This is a genomic window from Aminipila luticellarii (genome assembly GCF_004103735.1).
In the GTDB taxonomy this organism is placed as follows: Bacteria; Bacillota; Clostridia; order Peptostreptococcales; family Anaerovoracaceae; genus Aminipila; species Aminipila luticellarii.
In genome coordinates this window covers 325327-344620 of record NZ_CP035281.1, presented here as the reverse complement: position 1 = coordinate 344620, position 19294 = coordinate 325327, and the positions used below count along the sequence as shown (strand labels likewise).

At 39.8% G+C, this 19294-nt stretch carries 22 protein-coding genes; all 22 read right to left on the bottom strand.

Annotated features, from left to right (window positions below; all coding sequences use genetic code 11):
• Position 1: 1 nt before the first annotated feature.
• A complete protein-coding gene (locus EQM06_RS01545; protein WP_128744668.1) occupies positions 2 to 1255 on the bottom strand; it encodes a glycosyltransferase family 2 protein in 1254 nt (417 codons plus the stop codon).
• Positions 1256 to 1267: 12 nt separating this feature from the next.
• Positions 1268 to 1951: an acyltransferase gene (locus EQM06_RS01540; RefSeq protein ID WP_128744667.1), complete on the bottom strand. Its 684-nt coding sequence runs from the start codon at positions 1949 to 1951 to the stop codon at positions 1268 to 1270.
• 43 nt (positions 1952 to 1994) lie between these two features.
• Entirely contained in the window at positions 1995 to 3095 is a 1101-nt protein-coding gene (locus EQM06_RS01535) for a Coenzyme F420 hydrogenase/dehydrogenase, beta subunit C-terminal domain (RefSeq protein ID WP_128744666.1), read from the bottom strand.
• Positions 3096 to 3116: 21 nt separating this feature from the next.
• Positions 3117 to 4070 (bottom strand): aldo/keto reductase family protein, encoded by a 954-nt coding sequence (locus EQM06_RS01530; RefSeq protein WP_128744665.1) that lies wholly within the window; start codon positions 4068 to 4070, stop codon positions 3117 to 3119.
• Between the two features lie 62 nt (positions 4071 to 4132).
• On the bottom strand, positions 4133 to 5077 hold the full coding sequence (locus EQM06_RS01525) for a glycosyltransferase family 2 protein (protein WP_128744664.1): 945 nt from the start codon (positions 5075 to 5077) through the stop codon (positions 4133 to 4135).
• 30 nt (positions 5078 to 5107) lie between these two features.
• Positions 5108 to 5908 (bottom strand): glucose-1-phosphate cytidylyltransferase, encoded by an 801-nt coding sequence (rfbF, locus tag EQM06_RS01520; protein ID WP_128744663.1) that lies wholly within the window; start codon positions 5906 to 5908, stop codon positions 5108 to 5110.
• Positions 5909 to 6178: 270 nt separating this feature from the next.
• Positions 6179 to 7594 (bottom strand): ATP-binding protein, encoded by a 1416-nt coding sequence (locus tag EQM06_RS01515; protein ID WP_128744662.1) that lies wholly within the window; start codon positions 7592 to 7594, stop codon positions 6179 to 6181.
• Between the two features lie 225 nt (positions 7595 to 7819).
• A complete protein-coding gene (locus EQM06_RS01510) occupies positions 7820 to 8089 on the bottom strand; it encodes an EscU/YscU/HrcU family type III secretion system export apparatus switch protein (RefSeq protein WP_128744661.1) in 270 nt (89 codons plus the stop codon).
• Positions 8076 to 9491, bottom strand: coding sequence for a hypothetical protein (locus tag EQM06_RS01505; RefSeq protein ID WP_128744660.1), 1416 nt, complete (start codon positions 9489 to 9491; stop codon positions 8076 to 8078). The genes EQM06_RS01510 and EQM06_RS01505 overlap by 14 nt, the downstream gene beginning before the upstream one ends.
• Positions 9492 to 9494: 3 nt before the next feature.
• The gene (gene flhB / locus EQM06_RS01500; RefSeq protein WP_128744659.1) at positions 9495 to 10568 is read right to left on the bottom strand and encodes a flagellar biosynthesis protein FlhB; all 1074 of its coding nucleotides are present in this window, start codon (positions 10566 to 10568) and stop codon (positions 9495 to 9497) included.
• 6 nt (positions 10569 to 10574) lie between these two features.
• A complete protein-coding gene (locus tag EQM06_RS01495; protein WP_128744658.1) occupies positions 10575 to 11351 on the bottom strand; it encodes a flagellar biosynthetic protein FliR in 777 nt (258 codons plus the stop codon).
• A 3-nt stretch (positions 11352 to 11354) separates the two neighbouring features.
• Positions 11355 to 11621, bottom strand: a complete 267-nt coding sequence (locus tag EQM06_RS01490) for a flagellar biosynthetic protein FliQ (RefSeq protein ID WP_128744657.1) — start codon at positions 11619 to 11621, stop codon at positions 11355 to 11357.
• A 27-nt stretch (positions 11622 to 11648) separates the two neighbouring features.
• Positions 11649 to 12305, bottom strand: a complete 657-nt coding sequence (fliP, locus tag EQM06_RS01485; protein WP_128744656.1) for a flagellar type III secretion system pore protein FliP — start codon at positions 12303 to 12305, stop codon at positions 11649 to 11651.
• A 27-nt stretch (positions 12306 to 12332) separates the two neighbouring features.
• Entirely contained in the window at positions 12333 to 12653 is a 321-nt protein-coding gene (locus EQM06_RS01480) for a flagellar biosynthetic protein FliO (protein WP_330548385.1), read from the bottom strand.
• A 62-nt stretch (positions 12654 to 12715) separates the two neighbouring features.
• Positions 12716 to 13081 carry a response regulator gene (locus tag EQM06_RS01475; RefSeq protein ID WP_128744654.1) on the bottom strand — a complete coding sequence of 122 codons (366 nt, stop codon included), beginning with the start codon at positions 13079 to 13081 and terminating at the stop codon, positions 12716 to 12718.
• Positions 13082 to 13148: 67 nt separating this feature from the next.
• Entirely contained in the window at positions 13149 to 14282 is a 1134-nt protein-coding gene (fliY, locus tag EQM06_RS01470; protein WP_128744653.1) for a flagellar motor switch phosphatase FliY, read from the bottom strand.
• Between the two features lie 15 nt (positions 14283 to 14297).
• Positions 14298 to 15305 carry a flagellar motor switch protein FliM gene (fliM, locus tag EQM06_RS01465; protein ID WP_128744652.1) on the bottom strand — a complete coding sequence of 336 codons (1008 nt, stop codon included), beginning with the start codon at positions 15303 to 15305 and terminating at the stop codon, positions 14298 to 14300.
• A 246-nt stretch (positions 15306 to 15551) separates the two neighbouring features.
• Positions 15552 to 15797: a flagellar FlbD family protein gene (locus EQM06_RS01460; RefSeq protein WP_128746756.1), complete on the bottom strand. Its 246-nt coding sequence runs from the start codon at positions 15795 to 15797 to the stop codon at positions 15552 to 15554.
• 62 nt (positions 15798 to 15859) lie between these two features.
• Positions 15860 to 16882, bottom strand: coding sequence for a flagellar hook-basal body complex protein (locus EQM06_RS01455; RefSeq protein ID WP_128744651.1), 1023 nt, complete (start codon positions 16880 to 16882; stop codon positions 15860 to 15862).
• 110 nt (positions 16883 to 16992) lie between these two features.
• Positions 16993 to 17424 carry a TIGR02530 family flagellar biosynthesis protein gene (locus EQM06_RS01450; protein WP_230974992.1) on the bottom strand — a complete coding sequence of 144 codons (432 nt, stop codon included), beginning with the start codon at positions 17422 to 17424 and terminating at the stop codon, positions 16993 to 16995.
• 41 nt (positions 17425 to 17465) lie between these two features.
• Entirely contained in the window at positions 17466 to 18026 is a 561-nt protein-coding gene (locus EQM06_RS01445) for a flagellar hook assembly protein FlgD (RefSeq protein ID WP_164914306.1), read from the bottom strand.
• Between the two features lie 16 nt (positions 18027 to 18042).
• Positions 18043 to 19263, bottom strand: coding sequence for a flagellar hook-length control protein FliK (locus EQM06_RS01440; protein WP_128744649.1), 1221 nt, complete (start codon positions 19261 to 19263; stop codon positions 18043 to 18045).
• Positions 19264 to 19294: the final 31 nt, after the last annotated feature.

Below are 19294 nucleotides of genomic sequence, written 5' to 3'. Positions count from 1 at the left end.
TCTATATTGTTACAGTACTTGACTGTGCTCGAATCTTTAAGTTATCTAATCTGGCGGTAAGGTTCAAAATATCTTCGTCTTTGGGGAGCAGCGTCCTCATTTCACCTAATTGATGCTCCGCCTCTGTTATGTCGTTTCTATCAAGCAAATAATTTATCTTAATCTTGTTGAAGGAAATCCACCCTTCTTGGAAATGAAGAAATGCAGTAAGAAGCTCACCAATCATGCAGTATTTTTCAATTTGATCATCGTCCACTTCTTCTAAAGATAAAATCCACCTTAAAATCTCAGAAAAGAAAGCTTCCCGTTGTTTAAAAAAGTCGCCAGAGGTCTCAAAAATCATTAATTGCTTTGTATAATCGCAAGAAAAAATCTCATATAGCGCATCTATCTTTATGTGCGCCGATGCAACTGAATGAAACAGCACATCACAGGTGTCTTTAAGGGCATTCAAATAAACATGAGATAAGAACTCTTCATTTTCTTTGCTAATTTTCCCATAGGGCTTTAAGTATTCAAGTGCTGCCTCATGTAATAATTGATCCGCTTTCACTCTTAAGGAATTCCATATATAAGAACTAGATTTCAAGCTTACATAATATACATGTAATGGCTTTGCATACAAACCTACTCTCTCTGCACTGTTGAATGATTGCATGGCATTATAGGTATCTCCCCCATATCCAACCGGACATTTAGAATCCGGCTTGCTTGGATCCTGCACCGTATTTTTTAAGGTAAAACCTTTATATAGCTTGCCCCATGTGGTACGCATAAAAACATGATAATACCGAAAGTATTCTTCAAATAAAGTTCCCTCAAGAAGTAAATTTTGATTTACGATTCGACGCCCTATTAATTGGGTATTCTCAGCGGTGCTCAAGAAATTACTACCGCAAACACCAATGTCAAGATTATTTTCATTCATGAATGCAAGCATTTCTTCAATAAAGGTCGGCAGATATTCATCATCGGCATCTAAAATACAGTAATAATCATCGGATTTTATGTTATATGGCATGAGCAGGCATTCCGGTGCTTCCGAATAATTTCGATTTTTATTCTGATAAAAAGGCTTTATACGGCTGTCCCGTTCTGCATAGCTTTGAATGATCGCACGGGTGCCATCTGTTGACCCATTATCGCAAAGATAGTAAATAAAATCGGAATACGTTTGATTAAGTATACTTTCAATCGCACGTGCCAATGTTTTTTCTGCATTATATGCATAGGTTCGGATATATACTTTATTCATTTTCAGCCCTCTTTAATTTATCCTTTTGTTTGTAGATCTTCTACTCCAAAATATCTCATCTTTAGCAACTTTCGCTAAAGATGTTCCACTAACCAAGACTCCTTTAGGAACATCTTTTCTAATTAAGGTCTGTGAACTAATTAAGCTTCCTTCACCAATGCAAGTTCCCTTCAATACGGTTATATTGGAAGTCAACCAAACATGATTTTCAATTATTATCTCTTGTGGAGGGTTTGTCATTTGTTGCTTTTTATTTAAAACTTGATGAAAATCACTGTCGTAAATGATTATATTTCTTCCTAACATCACATCTTCTCCAAATGTAATCTTTTTGGATGCAATAATAACACTACCACCATTTATAGAGAAATATCCCGTATCCAAAACAGCGTTTTCTTTAACTTCAATAACAGTATTATAAAAAATATCGGCACCATTCCTAGCGTTCCATAATGAATCGTTTTCCATTCTTAATTGTGTTTCTGCTTTAGATCCAGATAATTTGTTATACCCAAGTTCAATTTTTCGACCTCTTAATATAATTTTTGCGTTTTTATGAATATCCAATATTGCATTTTTATGGATTATTAAATAACAGCCTTCTTCTCTTTGGACTTGTTTTGCAAAGAAGTTCCAATATATGCACTTTATTACATCTAAATCACGCAATATCCTAAGCTTACTTATAAAACCCATTTCGTTCTGTACCTCTTTAATAAATTTGTTTATACACATAAAATTACTTAAAATTTTCAAAACATTTTTTAACTGCTTCTGAAAATACCATTTCATTTATAAGTTTAAAAAAGTCACTACGATTTTTCCCTTCTGTCGCTGAATGAAGTATGCAAGGATTTCCCTTAACCGCAAGACTTAGAGCTTTCTTCTCTAATACTACCTCACTCTCTATATGCTTTAATAAATTTAAACCTTTAAAAGAATTGCACATTATTAAAGATATACCTTTAAATTTATCCTCTTCGGAAGCTTTATCGATTCCCCAAAAATCACCTATAGTTATATCAGAAAATCTAGGTAAAGTCTTAAACTCACAATGATGGCACGATTGTCTCATATATAAATTACCCTTTATGAATCCCTTTATCCACCAATCTTGCTCTCTATCTTTGTGATACTCTTGACCATTTTTAAGCTTTATATAAGTAGCTAAACTTTCCCAACCAGTTTTTTTATTTTTTAAATTAACAAACTGAATATCCGAATGATATTTCCCCTCGATTTCCTCCATATAAGCCTTAAAAGCTTTTGGTGAATTAACGCCTCTACATATAAAATCTACGACAGTAAGATTTTCTTTATAATTTTCTGCATATTTTTGCATTGCTACACACTGACAAGGAGTACCACAAAAAAGAACCTTTTTCCCGTGATCTAATATTTCCTTCGTCAGTTTAAAAATGTTCTCTGTATCGCTCTGAAAATATTTTGAGCCCATTATTGCTACTAACCCTCTTTCGTCATTAGCAACAACATGTTTTGCACTTTTATAGCCTGAACAATATGCACAACCAACTATATAATTCTCTGACTTTACAAAAGCCTCTGCTAATGCGTAGTAAATTCCACCTGAGGTGCTTTTTATTCTTATCTCATTATTTTTAATCCATCCTGCGTAAACGATTGGCATACATTTCGTTGTTACTAAAGGGCTCTCTATGGGGCACATATCTAAGCATTGCCTACACATGGTACATTTTTCATAATCTACTATAGGATACCAAAACCCGTCTTCATTCTCACTAAAAGAAACCGCAGATGCATGGCATACATCTGCACACAACTTACATCCAGTACATCTTTCTTTTACTTTATCTATCATAAAATCAATTCTTTCCTTTATTTATAACCTGTCAAAATCACAATTATCTGGATCATATCTTAATCTGGAATTAACATTCAAACTTGATATAAGTTTCACATCTTCAGCAGATAATTCAAAATCAAAAATATTCATATTGTCAATTAAATGTTCTAAGCTAGTTGTATTTACAATTGGAATATTATTAATTTGGATATGCCATCTCAAAATAATCTGAGCTAAAGATTTATTATATTTACTAGAAATTATCTCTAGTTTTTTACTTCGTTTCAATCTGAAATCCATACGCCCTGTCGGGGTATACGCCATAACTTGTATTCCATTTATATGACAATATTCTCTTAATTTTTCTTGTGTAAATAGTGGATGGCACTCAAATTGATTGACCATAGGATTTATTAAGGCGCCTTTTTTAATTGCCTCCAGATGATGTATGTTGCAATTGCAAACCCCTATTGCCTTACACAGCCCTTTAGCGTATACCTCTTCCATTCCCTTCCATGACTTTATATAGGTTTCAGTCTGTGGCCAATGTATTAAATACAAGTCTACATAGTCTAAGGCTAATTCATCCAAACTAATTCTTAAAGCTTCCTCAACCGTCCTTTCTCTTTGGTCAAAATTGCTTAATTTAGTGACAATATAATAGGAGTCCCTAGAAAAGTTCTTCTTTAGCTCTCGCCCTAATACATACTCACTTCCTCCATATGCTCGTGCTGTATCAAAAAGATTACAATTGCACTGAGGTGCATTCCTTATAATTCTTGGTAAGGTTTTATCAATTTTTATGCTTCTTTTATCACTATTTTTTATACTTTTCGCATATTGTTTGATAAACATATATGTTTTAGTAGGGAAAGAATTGGCCGACCTCCATGTTTTTGCTATATCTGTACCATATCCAATCGGTGGAATCTTATTACCATTCGATAAAACCCTATAATTTAATTCTCTTGTTCCCTTATATCGTTGCATTTATTTGAACCTCTTGTTGTCTTGACAATCCACCTATTTTATCACTTTCACAGCCTTAATTTTCATAATAAAATCTTTATGTACTTATCCATAAACGATTTTTCAAAATCGTGGATATATATTGAGTAATAAAACTCATTAAAATACTTTATTAGCTCCGTTTCAATAACACATAATGAACTAGCACAGTTATTTAATTCATTAACATGAATCTTATTACAGATAGAAATCATATAAGACCACTCGCTATATTGCACATACCCTGCTATTTGTGGAAGCTTTTTACTCAAATATTTGGTTCTCTCCTTAAAAGCTCTTAAATATTCGTTGATTTGCCTTGGATTTAATAATCTGTCATTCGTAGTACAAGCGGAATTGTTTCCTTGATGTCTTGAAAAACAATATTTAGGAATGCCTTGAGCTGCAATCCTATCCGCTTCAGCAAACAATTTGTATATTACGGTAATGTCATCATATTTCCCGGTATTTAAAAATCGTATTGTATTGAACAATTTTCTTCTCCATAGTTTTGTTGGGGATGCGGCATTGTACTTTTTTCTCCGTAATAACTCTACCACAGCAGTTTTCGCATCCATAAGAACAAATTCCGAAAACACGCAGTTGGGTACTATTTTATTTCTCTCCTCCTTATAAGACCCACATAAGGATACATCTGCATCATTTTTTTCTGCTAGCTCGTATAAAAATTCCAGCATATCTTCATAGGCAATATCATCATCGTCTATAAACGTCACATATTTTCCCCGTGCCAGGTCTAATCCTGCATTTCTTCCTGAGCCGATATTTCCTTTATCCTTATGCACCACTCTGATTCTATTATCTTTTAAAGCGTATTCATCTGCAATTTTACCACTGTTATCATCGGAGCCATTATCTACAATAATATATTCAAAATCCTTAAAGCTCTGGTTTAAAATGGATTCAATAGCTCTGCTGACCAAATTTTCTCGATTATAGGTCAGCATAATCACACTAATTTCAGGCATATTTATCTCCTACAGGTATATTTTCTATTTCTATAACTGATTCCATCTATTTTCATCCCAAAGTTTCCACGGGGCTTTACCCGATTCCCAAAGAGCTGTAAGCATCCCTTTATCTCTCTGTGTATCCATACACTGCCAGAAGCCCACGTGTTTATAGGCACAGGTTTTTCCCTCAGCTGTCATTTTCCTCATGGGTTCTTTCTCCAGCACACATTTATCTCCCTCTAAATAGTTAAATATTTCTGGCTCCATAACCATAAAGCCACCGTTTATCCAGCCTCCATCTTCTTTGGCTTTTTCTACGAACCCATTTAGCTCCTGTGTTTCGTCATCAATATCCAGTACGCCGAAACGGCCACCCGGCTGTACTGCCGTCAATGTAACTGCTTTTTTATTTTTTTTATGGAATTCCAGAAGCTTTTGTAAATTCACATTGCTTACTCCATCTCCATAAGTCAACATAAATCGTTCATTGCCTATATACTTTTTAATTCTTGTCAGCCTTCCGCCGGTCTGCGTATTTAATCCGGTATCAACCAGCGTAACCTTCCACGGCTCGGCTACATTTTGATGAATTTCCATTTTATTTTCGGCAGTAAAGTCAAAGGTCACATCAGACATGTGCAGATAATAATCTGCAAAGAATTCTTTTATCATGTGCCCCTTATATCCCAGGCAAATGATAAATTCATTAAATCCATAATAGGAATAGTGCTTCATGATATGCCAGAGAATGGGTTTATCCCCTATTTCAATCATTGGTTTGGGACGCAAATGGCTCTCTTCCGATATGCGTGTACCAAGCCCACCTGCTAAAATTACTACTTTCATCTGTACGCTCCAACTCCTTTGGTGGCCATTCAATTTTTTATATATTTTAAATTCTAAATTTAAGAAACCTTAAAATCCAACATTTGCTATATCGACATTTTACCACAAAACTTTACAAATTTATACACTCCCCGCTTATAAATTTGATGCTAGTTTATTTCTGCTAATTTCCAAGGTAAGTCCCATAGTAGGGAGAAAACAGGCATTTAAAACCTATAAAAGAGCGACCTTAATTCTAAAGTCGCTCTTTCTATAGGCATCGGTAATATTTTATCTCAGTCGATATCTTCTATCCCGCTTAGCCCCAATTGTTTCTATCTTTTCACTTTCAGTTAAGCCTTTCAAGATGGTCTTTGTGCGGCTCTCTTTTAATTGAAGAAGGTCACAAAAATCTTGCATTCTATATTCCTTATTCTTTTCCATATAGTTTAAAATCAAATTATATTGTTGCTGAGTTTTATTGGTAATTTTTTTATCGCCGCTTTTTATCGCCGCTTTTTTATCGCCGCTTTTTATCGCCGCTTTTTGAGAATAGTTCAAATTTTTAAGTATGAGTAAAAATGAATCATTATCAGATTTAAATTCTGGTTTCATATTTTCTGTATACTGTGGCTGTATTTTATAGTCCCCAAGAATCTTCTTAAATCCACTTCCTCTGCGATCCATATATTTTAAACGGTTAAAAATGTCTGCAATCACTGGATTTCTACGCCTTGAAGGTATTTGCATCAAATCTCTTTCCTGAATCTTAATCCCATCATACATTCCACCTGGAGAATAAATCTCGATTCTATCATCAAACATATCTATATGCACTTCACTGCCTACCTCTAAGTAGTTACGATGAATTAGTGCATTTACAATACCCTCCAACACTGCACGTTCTGGATAATCTGGCATTTCCATTCTTCCGTCTGTGATTTTCTTCCAAGCCCTTTTAGAGTTATTCGTGACAAAATCCATTCCATTCTGTAAAAGATTTATTAATCCACCAGAATATTCTTTATCGTCAATGGCATCTATTATTCCTGGCGCTTTATCTGTTCCATTCCAGCGGGTGCAAAATAATCGTGAATGCCTGATTGGTGATTCGTCTGCCAATAATGCTCCCGCATTTGTCAGAATTCCCTCTTCCTCCACAATACCAAATGATTCATAATCCGAATCTTCAAACTGAATGCCGGTTCGCTGCTTGTAAGTAGATTTTAATTTAGTAAACGCCATGTTGTCAAAATTGTACTTAGATTTTAAGCTGTCATAAGAAGTTGCACTTCCCCTGAGGACTAGCTCTTTTAGTTTTGCAGGTGATACAGGAATGCTCTGATTTCCTACCCGATGAAACGCTGTTAACGACCCATCTGCATCATAATAATAAGGTGTCTGCTCTCCTGCATATATATCAAGAATAATTAACCTTTTTTCATCTTCTGTATTATAAAAACGTAGCTTAAAATTAGGAATTGGGTTGAGCCTAGTCTTGATTTGTTCACTGATAATCTCAGCATCATGTTCTGCATCGGTAAGCCCTACAATCTCATCATCATCGGAAATTCCAAATATTAATATTCCACCCGCCCCATTAGCAAAGGCACTGACACTTTTGCACCAACTCTTGGGCTTCTTTACTTCCAGTGCTTGCTTCTTGTCATATTCCGTTGTTTCACCTATTAAATCCGCAATACTCAATCCACTGCCTCCCTCATCCCTTTGATTTCTTAATTCCCCACTCTCGTCTTGCTCTTATTATACTCAACTTCTGCCATTTTTACAATGAAATGAATGGTTTCTAGTTTTTTAAGTCACATGTAGAGCCTCTGATGCCTTTCATGAGCTGAAAGTTTGTAATATGGACAAAAAAATCTGGAAACACTTTATCTCTAAAGTTTCCCAGATTCACATTGCTATTTGATCTTACTTCTTCGCATCAAAATTCAAGAAATAAATATAAATCTCTACCACGGCTCGATACACTTCCTCCGGGATTTGTGCTCCCAGCTCCAGCTGAGACAGAACGGTTGCCAGCGAAGTATCCTCGTAAACCGGTACGTCCTGCTGATTGGCCATCTCTACGATCTTTTCTGCCATATATCCGAGTCCGGAAGCCACGATAACCGGCGCGGCGCCTTTCTCTTCATCATATTTCAGAGCCACTGCTCTTTTGGAACCATTATACTGTGACATTGACCATATTCCTCCCTTCAAAGAGCTTATGAAACACATCTGAAACCGGTGCAGGCTGAGCACACTTTTCTGCCATATAGGATCTAAATTTTAAATCATTTCTCTCCACTATAGTAAATATGCCATCTTTAATCTGGCTTTTCATGGGTTCCAGCTGTTCGGGATAAAATAACTGCATATCTACTTTACTGTTCTGAACCAGCATAATCATTTCAAAGAAGCCCAGATCCTTAATATCGAATTTCACCAGCAGCTTTACGGCGCTTCCGCCTTCTTTTTCGCTTCTCTCGTCGCTGTCCGGGTCTACCCATATCTCTGAAAACATCTGTCTTCCATTGTAATCCACCGGCAGCATCATATGAAGCAGAGGCATGTACACGCTTTCATTCAGCAAAGCAGACTGCAAGATATTTTGAAATACCTGCGTGTTCTGATATCCTGCCTGTCCTTCCAGTCCCTTTGTTAAAACAGTGACCAGTTGGCTCTGGAGCATCTTGGCCTGATCGCTGTGCATATCAGAAAAAATACCGTCCACCAACTGCGCCACCATGCTGTTGGACACCTTTGAAGACACCTCCGGTACGCCCAGCAGTGAATTGAGGGCGTCCGAAAATCCTTCCTTGCTGCCCATCTCATACCGGGTAAAGTTCAAAATAAACAGACTGATATTATCCCTCACACTGCCAAAATCCTTGGTCTGTGATATGTAAGCGGACAGAAACGGAATAATACTTTCTCTCATTCGGGCGAGATTTTCCGTTACGCTTCCGTTCCCGGCTTTGGTATCCAGCGAGGCAATCATTTCTTTCAGCTGTTCCGCTGAATTTCGCATCATCCTGTCCGCAATGTTATTCAGGTTCGATATCATATTTTTCAGGGTGTGAGTATTAGCTGTAATAGCGTCATATCTTCTGAGAAATTCCAAAATCATGGATTTTGCATCCGGAGAAAGATTTTTGTTTCCCACCAGACCTCGGAGAATATCGAAGAAATCTCCTGTAAATTTTATGGCTGAGCCCTGCATCCCTTTCAGCAGATTCAAAAGCTCGGCGTCACTGACTTTCATCATCTGAAGGTATTTGCTCATCTCAAGAGCCATGCCTTCTCCCAGTCCTGAGCTGACGATACTTCCATATCGGGTAAAAAATAACTTAGCCGTTTCTGCGGACATACCCGGCATACTGGCCAGCTTATGCAAAAAAGAATCAAAGTTCGACTTTAGGTTCGGAGAAAATTTATTGGTCTCCTGATCATTGTATAGTCCCTTGGACTCGTTTTTGGGTACTCGGTTAGGATTGATCACATTATTGATGTTTGTCGTGGGATCCTGAACGTTGGGTCTTACCTTCGTGGCCGGATCCTGTCCGGTCAGCGGCGTTGTTACTCGAAGTATATCTGCCATACACTAATTCCTCTTCTTACCTTTATCATTTTTTCTTATACTGTAAACCAATGCGAAAATTTCTGCAATAGCCGTATAGTACGCATACGGGATTTCCATTTTGATTTCTGCCGTGGCATAGATCGCCCTTGCCAGCGGCCTGTCCTCTATGATATACACCCCTGCTTTTTCTGCTACGGCTACGATTCGAAGGGCCAGTTCATCCTGCCCTTTAGCAACCACGACAGGGGCTCTGTCCTGTTCCGAGTCATATTTGAGTGCCACCGCAAAATGGGTCGGGTTTCTGATGACCACATCGGCAGTAGGTACTGCCTGCATCATTCTGGAGGTCGCCATCTCACGCTGCTTCTGCTTGATCTTTCCCTTGATCTGCGGATCTCCCTCCATCTGTTTGAATTCTTCTTTGATCTCCTGTTTGCTCATCTTGATCTTACGCTCATATTCCCATCTCTGATACAAATAATCCAGCCCGGCAACAAAAACAAAAATCATACTCACCATATACACCATTTTAACAACAGCACCCAGCACATAAATGGAAGACTGCATGGGTTCGATAAACAACATTTTCGCCATTTCTACGAACCGAGCATAGATGAATTTATATAAAATAATCAAAATAATAGCAATTTTCATCAAGTTTTTTATCAGTTCCACACCGCTGCGCAGGGAAAAAATTCTTGTAATCCCATTGATGGGGTTAAATTTGCTTAGCTTTGGCTGCAAGGCTTCCGACGAAAACATGAACCGGGTCTGAGCACCGGTCGAAAGGATAGATATAGCCGCGCTGATCAGAAGCAGCGGAACGGTACAAATAATGATTACTTTAATGGTTTGTCCCGTTACCTCGCTCATACTGTCTCCGGTAAACGCATCAAGAGAAAGCATCTTCCCCATGATAAAAGCGATAAAGGTTTCCATACTGTCATACAGATAGGGAAACATTTTTTTTAATACGGAAAAAATAACAACTAAGGATATGACACTTGTAACATCCCTGCTCTGCGGCACATTTCCTTTTTTTCGCTCGTCTTGCCGTTTTTTCGGCGTGGCTTTTTCGGTTTTAGATTGTGACAAGCCTCATCACCCCATTAATTTTGCTATCTGGATGATAGCATTGAATAATTGATCGATGGCATTCTCTACAAAAGACATCGTCGGTGTAAAAATAATAATTAAAAATATAAAACCAATAAAAATCTTTGCCTGAATATTTATCATAATCACATTAATCTGTGGAATATTCCTCATCAACACGCCAAAGGCCATTTCAATAAAAAATTGAAGTGCAATAATCGGCATAGCCAGCTTGACGCCCAAAATAGTACATTGGCAAAACACGGAAATCATACCGGTCGCCAATTCTTTTCCAAACAAAACGTGGCCATAGGGAATCACCTTTGCCAGTTCTAAAAACAGCTTGAATAAAGTCAAATGTCCATTGATTGAAAAAAACATGAACATAAATAAAACCGTGTAAAACGTCGCGTTCAACGACATGGCGACATTGCTTCCCGGGTCGTAGACCTTGGACATGGAAAGACCCATCTGCATATCGATTACTTCTCCGCCCAGTATGATAATGTACATAAAGAGACTCACAACAAAGCCTATGGCAAAGCCCACCAGGAGTTCTTTTGCGCTGAGCACAATATATTCCACCGTAGACTGAACGGCTGGAACAGAAGAAATATCCGTGTAATAATAAATAAGGATTGCAAGCATTAAAGAGATGCCAGCTTTCATCATGACCGGAACATTTCTTCTACCTAAAATAGGATTAAATGCTATGCAACCCAACATTCTCATCAAAATCAGTCCAAAGACCGTTAAATTGTCGATTTCTAAAAATTGCTGCATGTTTTATAACTCCAGCATCGTAGCAAAAACGGCTTTTGTAAAGTCAACCATTGTGGCCATGATCCAGGATCCGGTCATCACCAAAATAAGACCGATGATAAACAGCTTCGGTACAAAGGTAATGGTCTGCTCCTGAATAGACGTAGCCGCCTGAAAAATAGCGATAATCAGTCCAACTGCCATACTGATCAAAAGAACCGGTGAAGCGACTTTGGCAGCCACCATAACGGCCGTATGTAAGATATCAAAAACCGGTGTATAATAGTCCATTTCTGCCCTCACTTAAATAATAACGAATCAGTTAAAGCTGCTCACCAGCGTACTGAAAAGAAGCTCCCATCCGTTTACGACCACAAATAATAACAGTTTGAACGGCATAGAGATCATGGACGGCGGTAGCATGACCATACCCATGGACATGAGCACGCTGGCTACAACGATATCTATTACCAAAAACGGTATATAAAGCAAAAATCCCATCAAAAAGGCTCTGCTCAGTTCACTGGTCATAAAAGCAGGAACCACTACATGCATGGGAACCTTCATCAAATCTGCTGGTCTTTTCATATCCGCAAATTTTAAAAATACATTTAAAGACTCTATTTTTGTTTGTTTGAGCATAAATTGCTTCAAGGGAACAGACGCCTGCTCTATCGCCTGCTCCTGTGTTATCTGATCTGCCTTATAAGGCTGATATGCATTCTGATCAATATCGGATATGACCGGCTGCATGATAAACAGTGATAAAAATAAGGCAATGCCTATGATAACAGTATTTGGCGGTGTTTGCTGGAGCCCCAGCGCATTTCGCAAAAGCGAAAGGACTATGACGATTCTGGTAAAAGAAGTCATCATAATCAATATGGACGGCAGCAAGGCAATCAGTGTAAGGAGCACCAATATCTCCAGCGTCTGCATACCGGTTCCGTTTATTGAGACTATTGAATCAGTCATGTAACTATTTCCTTATCCCTTCAATGATTATTTCGATTCATGATCTTTCTTTTCCAAGTGCTTTTGCAGCGCATTCTTAAAAGTCATGACCTGCTGAAAGGCGGCAGACGAAGCAGGAGCCTCCATTTCAATAAGCTCCTCCTCTGCAAGTTCTTTTATGATCTGAACACTCTGTGATGCCACGCCGGCCAGATAATACTTCTCGCCAATTTGGACAATGATCATCATTTTGTCCTGTCCCAGAACCAGTCTGTCAACCACACGCATATATTTTGTGCCACTCATCTTACTGGCACCCAGGGCAATATATTTGCTGAATATATAACTTAGATATATAACGGCAACCACTGCAAAAAGCGCCAGTACCAATGGTATAATCGTACTTAAAATTCCAATCACCTCTTAATGAACTAAGCCTGTGGCAGAACCGCAGATACAGTCTTCAAAATTCTGTCCGGTTTAAACGGTTTCACAATAAAGTCTTTTGCTCCCAGCTTGATTGCCTCTATGACCATGGCTTCCTGACCCATGGCAGAACACATAACGACTTTTGCGTCCGCATGCTTTGCTGTAATAGCCTTTAATGCTTCCAAACCATCCATGTTCGGCATGGTAATATCCATGATTACTAGATCGGGGTTGATTTCTTCATATTTTTCAACAGCCTGTGCCCCATCTCCTGCTTCATATAAATCTGTGTAGCCATTCTTGGACAAGGTATCCTTAATCATCATACGCATAAATGCCGCATCATCCACTAACAAAATTTTTGCCATCTTTTTACCTCTTTCTTTAAAAGCATTTTAAAAATAATAGAACTTTTAATTTGTTTTTAATTTAAATCTACAGACTGTTAATGAGATCAGTCTTTTTTATTACTTCGGTGATTCGCACACCAAAGTTATCATCCACTACTACGACATCCCCTTTTGCAATGCATTGACCATTTACATATACATCGACCTGATCGCCCGCCAGCTTATCCAATACGACTAAGGAACCCTGTCCCAATTCCAGTATTTCTTTTACCAGCTTCTTGGTTCTGCCGATTTCAACGGAAATCTGCAAAGGAACCTTCATGATCAGATCCAGATTGGTGCCTGCTTCCGCCGGAGTCACCTCGTAGTTGTGATAAGTCGGCTGCACATTGATCAATCGCGGATCCATCGTGTACTGCGGCTGTGCATACATTTGCGCCGGGTATCCCTGCATCATTCCCTGCGGCGGTATCTGCGGCTGCGTCATTTGCGGCTGCTGCTGCATTTGCGGCGTCACAGAAGGGTTCACTGCCCCTTCGTTCACAGGATTTGCGATTGGCGCGGCCTGCGGCTTTTCCGCCACAGACTTCTCTGCTTCTTCCGTATGAGTCTTGGTATTATCCATGAACCCAAAAGAAGAAACCAACTTTTTGCACAAATCAACCGAAAGCATGGTAATGAATTTACTAGAAAATGTATCTTCAATGTCAATATTGAAATATACCTCTACCATCGGTTCATCGGATTTAAAATATTTCTGCTTAAAAGCCTCTGCATTTTCTACTTCAAATGCCACAGGAGTGGAAATGTTTACTGTAGTTCCGATGATATCGGCCATGGCCGTTGCCGAAGCTCCCATCATCTGATTCATCAATTCACAAACAGCACTCAGGGAAAGCTCATCCAGTTCAAAATTTTCTTCGTCAATTTCGGTATACATCAAAATTTCAAGAATTTTTCTGACGTCGTCTCTCCTGAGCAGCAACAAATTATTTCCGCTAAGTCCTGTCACATATGTAATCTCTACTCCCACAGCAGGCTCTACTTCACTTATTTCAAATTCATCGTAGCTTCTGACCCTTACGTTGGGAGTGGTTATAGTCACCTTTCTGCCAAGCATATCCGACATGGCAGTCGCTGAAGATCCTAAACTTATATTTAGTATTTCACCAATGCCATCGATCTCCATGGGGGTAAAATAATTATTATTATCGCTCATATATCACCTCTGCTACTACCGGGTTATCGTGGTCCCGGTTATTTTAACTGCAACATTGCCTTTCTTCTCTCCCAGACGTCCCTTATACCATGGTTTATCCTCCACGTATATGGCGACCTCGGAGTCCTTGGGCTTTCTCAAATTTATGACATCTCCGGGTTTCAGCGAATATACATCCTCCAAAAGGATATTCGCTTCTCCTAAGAATGCTCGCACATCCAGCTGGGAATCTCTCAGGCTTTCCAGAATCTCTTCTCTGGCGACCTCGTCCTGGTGCTCTCTTTTTCTTCCCAGTATATTGGACTGATCTGCCATTTTAAACACATCTTCCATGATTCCGCCCGGAATGCAGATATTGAAAGTACCCGTCGTATCTTTTATTTCTATATTCAGGACGACAATGACTACAACTTCATCTGCCTGAATACTTTGAATCAATCTCGGGTTTGTCTCTATCTTGTCAAATTTAAACGCTACATCAAAATAATTCTGCCACGATTCTTCCATGATAGGCAGCAAATGAACCATTACATTCTCGAAAAGAGAGATTTCTATATCTGTAAAACTATCGTCCGGATCAACACCATCCGCATCTCCCGACCCTCCTATCATTCTGTCAATCAAGGAATAGATAACAGAATTGCTCATTTGAATCATCAAGGTCTCCGAATCGCCTTTTCCATTGTTTACGGACCCGTCCACCATGGCTACGATATCATTTTCTGATAACGCATTGTTAAATTCAAAATATTTCTGTTCCTCTATGTCCACCATCTCAACCTGACAGGAAAGACGCATCATGCTCGTTAAATATGATGACATGACTCTTGCAAAATTCTCATACACACTAAACACCAGCTTAAGCCGATCTCTTGTGAATTTTTTAGGAGTCTTAAAGTCATATTTTTTTATTTTCTTATGTTCCTCTTCCTCAATCAGTTTTTCTTCCTCGGCAGCTGCCGAGTCGGAGTTCAGAGAATTGAGTAAGGCGTCAATTTGACTTTGTGATAATACGTCAGCCATCTAAGTCTCCTACATTCATTTTTAATTTTTTCGCCCCTGTATGTTGAAATCCAATATTTTTATTTTTCTCTTTTCCTTTTCCCCATGCTTTTGTTCTCTGCCCGCCCCTGCTGCATAATATATAAATCCTAATACATTTCGGCAAATTCAGCTTTATTCACTTTATCTGCTTTTTAAAAAATAGGAAATTGATTTCTTTTTAATAAATTGGGGGGCTCTCCTTCGCATAAATTTTCAGTTATTGCTTTAGATGTACCCTTTGTTTTCAGTTATTTCTTTTACACTTCTTTTCATTTTCAAATAGCTTTCTTTATCTGCTATTCGAGCATTAAATTCTATAATTCGATCAATAATTTCCTCAAATGATTCCCTGACAATATAATAGTCTTTATTGCTTAAGACGACCTTAGATTCCGGTATGGAATCAATCATTTGAATTTGAGCGTCATTCAGCAAGAATTCCACTCCGTTCAGCTTGGTAAGTTTTATCATGTTATCCCACTCATTCATCACAGTATGGAGGAACGGATTGCGCTCCTCCATACCATATTTGATTATCTCTTCATATTTACTAAATCCTGAAGCATTTCGTCTGTTACAGTGATGATTCTTGTATTTGCCTGAAAGCCTCTTTCCGTCGTGATCAGGTCTGTAAATTCTTTAGACAGATCCACGTTGGACATTTCCAGATATCCCGCTTCCATCGTTCCCGTAGAATTCTGTCCCGATGGATTTACGGTAATTGTTCCGGTATTACCTTTTGCTGTATAATAAGAGTTTTCACCTCTTTCCAGGGCATTCGGATTCGGAACATTTGCCAAAGCGATTTTACCGATCAGAATGCTTTCTCCTGCATCATTGGTTCCCGTAATGGTTCCATCCTTACCAATGGCAATTCCGCTCAACGACATCGGTTCATATTCATCCTTGTCAGTTCCCGTACCCGTGCTGTCTTTCTTGTTAGCGTTTGGCAGCCGGATTGCAGTAAGCTGATCTGTTTGAATCGAATATCCGCTCTTGGTGGTATCGGAAGCATCTTCTTTGTATTCACTTGGGAAGCCATAGACCATTCTTCCGTTGGAATCTACCAGATTTCCATCGCCGTCAAAGTTAAAGATACCAACTCTCGTCAGGTTAAGAGCAGATACTTCTGTTGGATCCACTTTTCCGGCCGTTTCGTCCTCTGCAGCAGATCCGTCGTCCTGCAGTCCATCTTCCACTGCAATGGTGTCGTATTCTCCGGCGGTTTCCTCCGGCTTTCGCCCCACAAGGAAGAATCCGTTTCCGACGATCATGCAGTCCATCGGATTATCCGTGGCTGCTGCTCCGCCGCCGGTCATCAGAGAATCAACGGAACCCAGCTTTGAGCCATAGCCCAACTGTATGGGGTTTGTACCTCCGTATACGGTTCCCGGGTTACCTGCCCCCGAAGTGGTGGCATAGAAAACATCCCGGAAGGTCGCCCTTGCAGCCTTATATCCGTATGTATTAACATTGGCGATGTTATTGCCGATAACGTCCATCTTGGATTGATGGGCGCGAAGTCCTGCTACTGCAGCAAACATTGATTTAACCATCTATTTTCTCCTTTCAGAGCCGTGCCAAGATATATCAGTCCACATATCTCATAACCTCCATAAATGGTCCAGTTATTTATCCACGGCCTATCCAATTGTTTATTTGCGATTTACAGTATTACCGCACCGTCTATATTGGTGAATACGTTGTCCCGCATTTCGTTTCCGGACATGGTCGTGACCACTGTTTTGTTCGGAACATTTACGATAAATGCGTTCATAGAATCAAAGATCACCACGTCCTTTGCTCCTTTTGCATCTGCTTTTTTAACAGCTGAATTCAGGTCTTCCATCAACTCCGGAGTCAGGTCGATTCCTCTCTGAGCTACTCGTTCCTGTGCATGCTTGGAAAATTGCAATCCCTGATTTTTATCAGCGCCGCTGTTCTTGTCGAGCTGCTCTTTTAAAAGGGTTCCAAAATCTGCTCCTATGGTGGTAATGCCGGCCGGATTGCGGTTCAGGTTATTCATGTTGTTTACACTTCTGCCGCCCGCTGGTCCGTTTAAATTCTGATAGTTATTTCCTACCTTTATGTCAGCCATTTTCAACACCTCCTTTTCTCATCAGATTTTCTTCCTATGCCTCAATCTCCATCATCCGTTGGTGGGGTTTCCTCTTTATCTGTGCTGCCGCCTCCGGAATTTTCATCATCTGAATCCGGTGGGGTTACGTCGGTCGCCACATCTCCTACAATCATGATCTGATTCAAAGAAAACGGCTTTCCGTCAATATATATTTTGGGTTCGCCCTCAAATAAAGTCACGCCGGTAACGGTTCCCTTGGTGGTAACCAGTGTATCCGTTGTGCCCGTCGTTGTGGTCGTCGTTTGGATGGATGCCGTTGTTACCTCTTTTCCAAGTAAGGACGCCGCATAAGAAGTCGTGTTCATCGCATAGATATCTTCCTGTTTGGAAACCATTTCCTGCATGGATTGGATTTGGGAATACTGTGCCATTTGGCTCATCATTTCCGTATTGTCCGTCTGATTATACATGTCTTGATTTTTCAGCTGTGCTACCAGAAGGGACAACCAGTCCGTTGTCTGTAGATCCAGATTGGCTTTTATGGAAGTACTTTTGCTTTTGTCGGTTGTAAGGGCTTTTAATGAGCTTAAAATTTTGTCATTAATCGTCGTATCTGCCAAGCTTCTTTCCTCCTCTCTACACAGCTTCTTCCCAGTCGTTTACCAATCCCAGTCTCAGCCGATCCGCAAACGAGATTTCTGATGTAGTTTTTCTCTCCTGCTGATGATTTTGCTGGTTCTGTTGACTGTCCTTCTGCTGTTGGAAATTGTCTCTGTCAAATTGTCCGTCAGTTGTCTCTGTCTGCCTTATGTTGACGGTGCTGTCCGCGCCTGTGTTTGCCTCCAATATAGCTCTCAGCGTATCTGCCTGTGCAGAAAGCAGCTGATGTGCCTTTGCGTTGGATGTGCTCATGATCAGTTCGGCGCTTCCATTTTGGAATATCATTTTGATATTGACTTTTCCAAGGTCTCTCGGATTCAGTTCCAAATCAAATTCCTGTTTTCCTGCATTCAGCTTGTACAGGATCTTATCCGCAAGCTGCTGTGCTGCATCCGCCTGATTCATATCAACAGGGGCATCTGCCACCTTGATATTTACTTTGGACAAATCCAGCATATTGTTTTTCATCGGAACATTTTCCTGAACCAGATCCGGTAGCTCTGAAACCGACTCTTCTTTCGCAGCTGTCACATGCTGCATGCCAAGGCTCTCACCGGAAGCATTGGATTTCTCCTGTGCTTGCTTTCCCGCAAGCAGACTTCCTTTTGTCTGATTTTCCGCAAAGTCCGGGGTCTGATTTTCTTGACCGCCGCTTTGCTTTGGCTGAATCATAGACGATTTCACCAAATCTGCGCTGTTTTGAAACGGTAGTTTGATTTCGCCTTCTTCGGTTCCTGCCGCAGTTTGCATGTTCTCGGTTGAATGAAGCGGCATTTCTGCCAGGTTAGCCGCAATCGGCGCAGTAGTCACCGCTTGAGCCTGTGTCTGCTGTAGTGCATTGGCGATACCGTTCAGGTCGTTTGCTGCCAGCAGAACCGGCTGCTGTATCTGAGCTGCGGCCAGTGCCTGTTCCTCTGGGGTAACATCGGTACACGAATCCTTCTTTTCGGCGTTTACGCCGCTGTCCGGTACGTTCTCCGGCTCTTCTTTCTGCTGTACCTTACCGGATGTTCTGCTGTCCTTAGTGATACTGCTTTTCTCCGAATCATTGGATCGGCTCTGCTTTCTTTCAAAAATCTGATCCATTTCCTTTTTAAACGATCCGGTTGAACTGCCGTCTGCACGAAGCATCTGAGCGTTTCCCCTTTTTACAGCGGAATTGCTGTTCATCGTTTGAAAAAACACTTCTGTATTCATTCAAGCTCCTCCTTTCCTATTAAGTTTTTAT

Bases quoted from the DNA above. Each gene is read 5' to 3' on its own strand.
- EQM06_RS01545 (WP_128744668.1), bottom strand. From the start codon at position 1,255: ATGAATAAAGTATATATCCGAACCTATGCATATAATGCAGAAAAAACA.
- EQM06_RS01540 (WP_128744667.1), bottom strand. From the start codon at position 1,951: ATGGGTTTTATAAGTAAGCTTAGGATATTGCGTGATTTAGATGTAATA.
- EQM06_RS01535 (WP_128744666.1), bottom strand. From the start codon at position 3,095: ATGATAGATAAAGTAAAAGAAAGATGTACTGGATGTAAGTTGTGTGCA.
- EQM06_RS01530 (WP_128744665.1), bottom strand. From the start codon at position 4,070: ATGCAACGATATAAGGGAACAAGAGAATTAAATTATAGGGTTTTATCG.
- EQM06_RS01525 (WP_128744664.1), bottom strand. From the start codon at position 5,077: ATGCCTGAAATTAGTGTGATTATGCTGACCTATAATCGAGAAAATTTG.
- rfbF (WP_128744663.1), bottom strand. From the start codon at position 5,908: ATGAAAGTAGTAATTTTAGCAGGTGGGCTTGGTACACGCATATCGGAA.
- EQM06_RS01510 (WP_128744661.1), bottom strand. From the start codon at position 8,089: ATGTCACAGTATAATGGTTCCAAAAGAGCAGTGGCTCTGAAATATGAT.
- EQM06_RS01505 (WP_128744660.1), bottom strand. From the start codon at position 9,491: ATGGCAGATATACTTCGAGTAACAACGCCGCTGACCGGACAGGATCCG.
- EQM06_RS01495 (WP_128744658.1), bottom strand. From the start codon at position 11,351: ATGCAGCAATTTTTAGAAATCGACAATTTAACGGTCTTTGGACTGATT.
- EQM06_RS01490 (WP_128744657.1), bottom strand. From the start codon at position 11,621: ATGGACTATTATACACCGGTTTTTGATATCTTACATACGGCCGTTATG.
- fliP (WP_128744656.1), bottom strand. From the start codon at position 12,305: ATGACTGATTCAATAGTCTCAATAAACGGAACCGGTATGCAGACGCTG.
- EQM06_RS01475 (WP_128744654.1), bottom strand. From the start codon at position 13,081: ATGGCAAAAATTTTGTTAGTGGATGATGCGGCATTTATGCGTATGATG.
- fliY (WP_128744653.1), bottom strand. From the start codon at position 14,282: ATGAGCGATAATAATAATTATTTTACCCCCATGGAGATCGATGGCATT.
- fliM (WP_128744652.1), bottom strand. From the start codon at position 15,305: ATGGCTGACGTATTATCACAAAGTCAAATTGACGCCTTACTCAATTCT.
- EQM06_RS01460 (WP_128746756.1), bottom strand. From the start codon at position 15,797: ATGATAAAACTTACCAAGCTGAACGGAGTGGAATTCTTGCTGAATGAC.
- EQM06_RS01455 (WP_128744651.1), bottom strand. From the start codon at position 16,882: ATGGTTAAATCAATGTTTGCTGCAGTAGCAGGACTTCGCGCCCATCAA.
- EQM06_RS01450 (WP_230974992.1), bottom strand. From the start codon at position 17,424: ATGGCTGACATAAAGGTAGGAAATAACTATCAGAATTTAAACGGACCA.
- EQM06_RS01440 (WP_128744649.1), bottom strand. From the start codon at position 19,263: ATGAATACAGAAGTGTTTTTTCAAACGATGAACAGCAATTCCGCTGTA.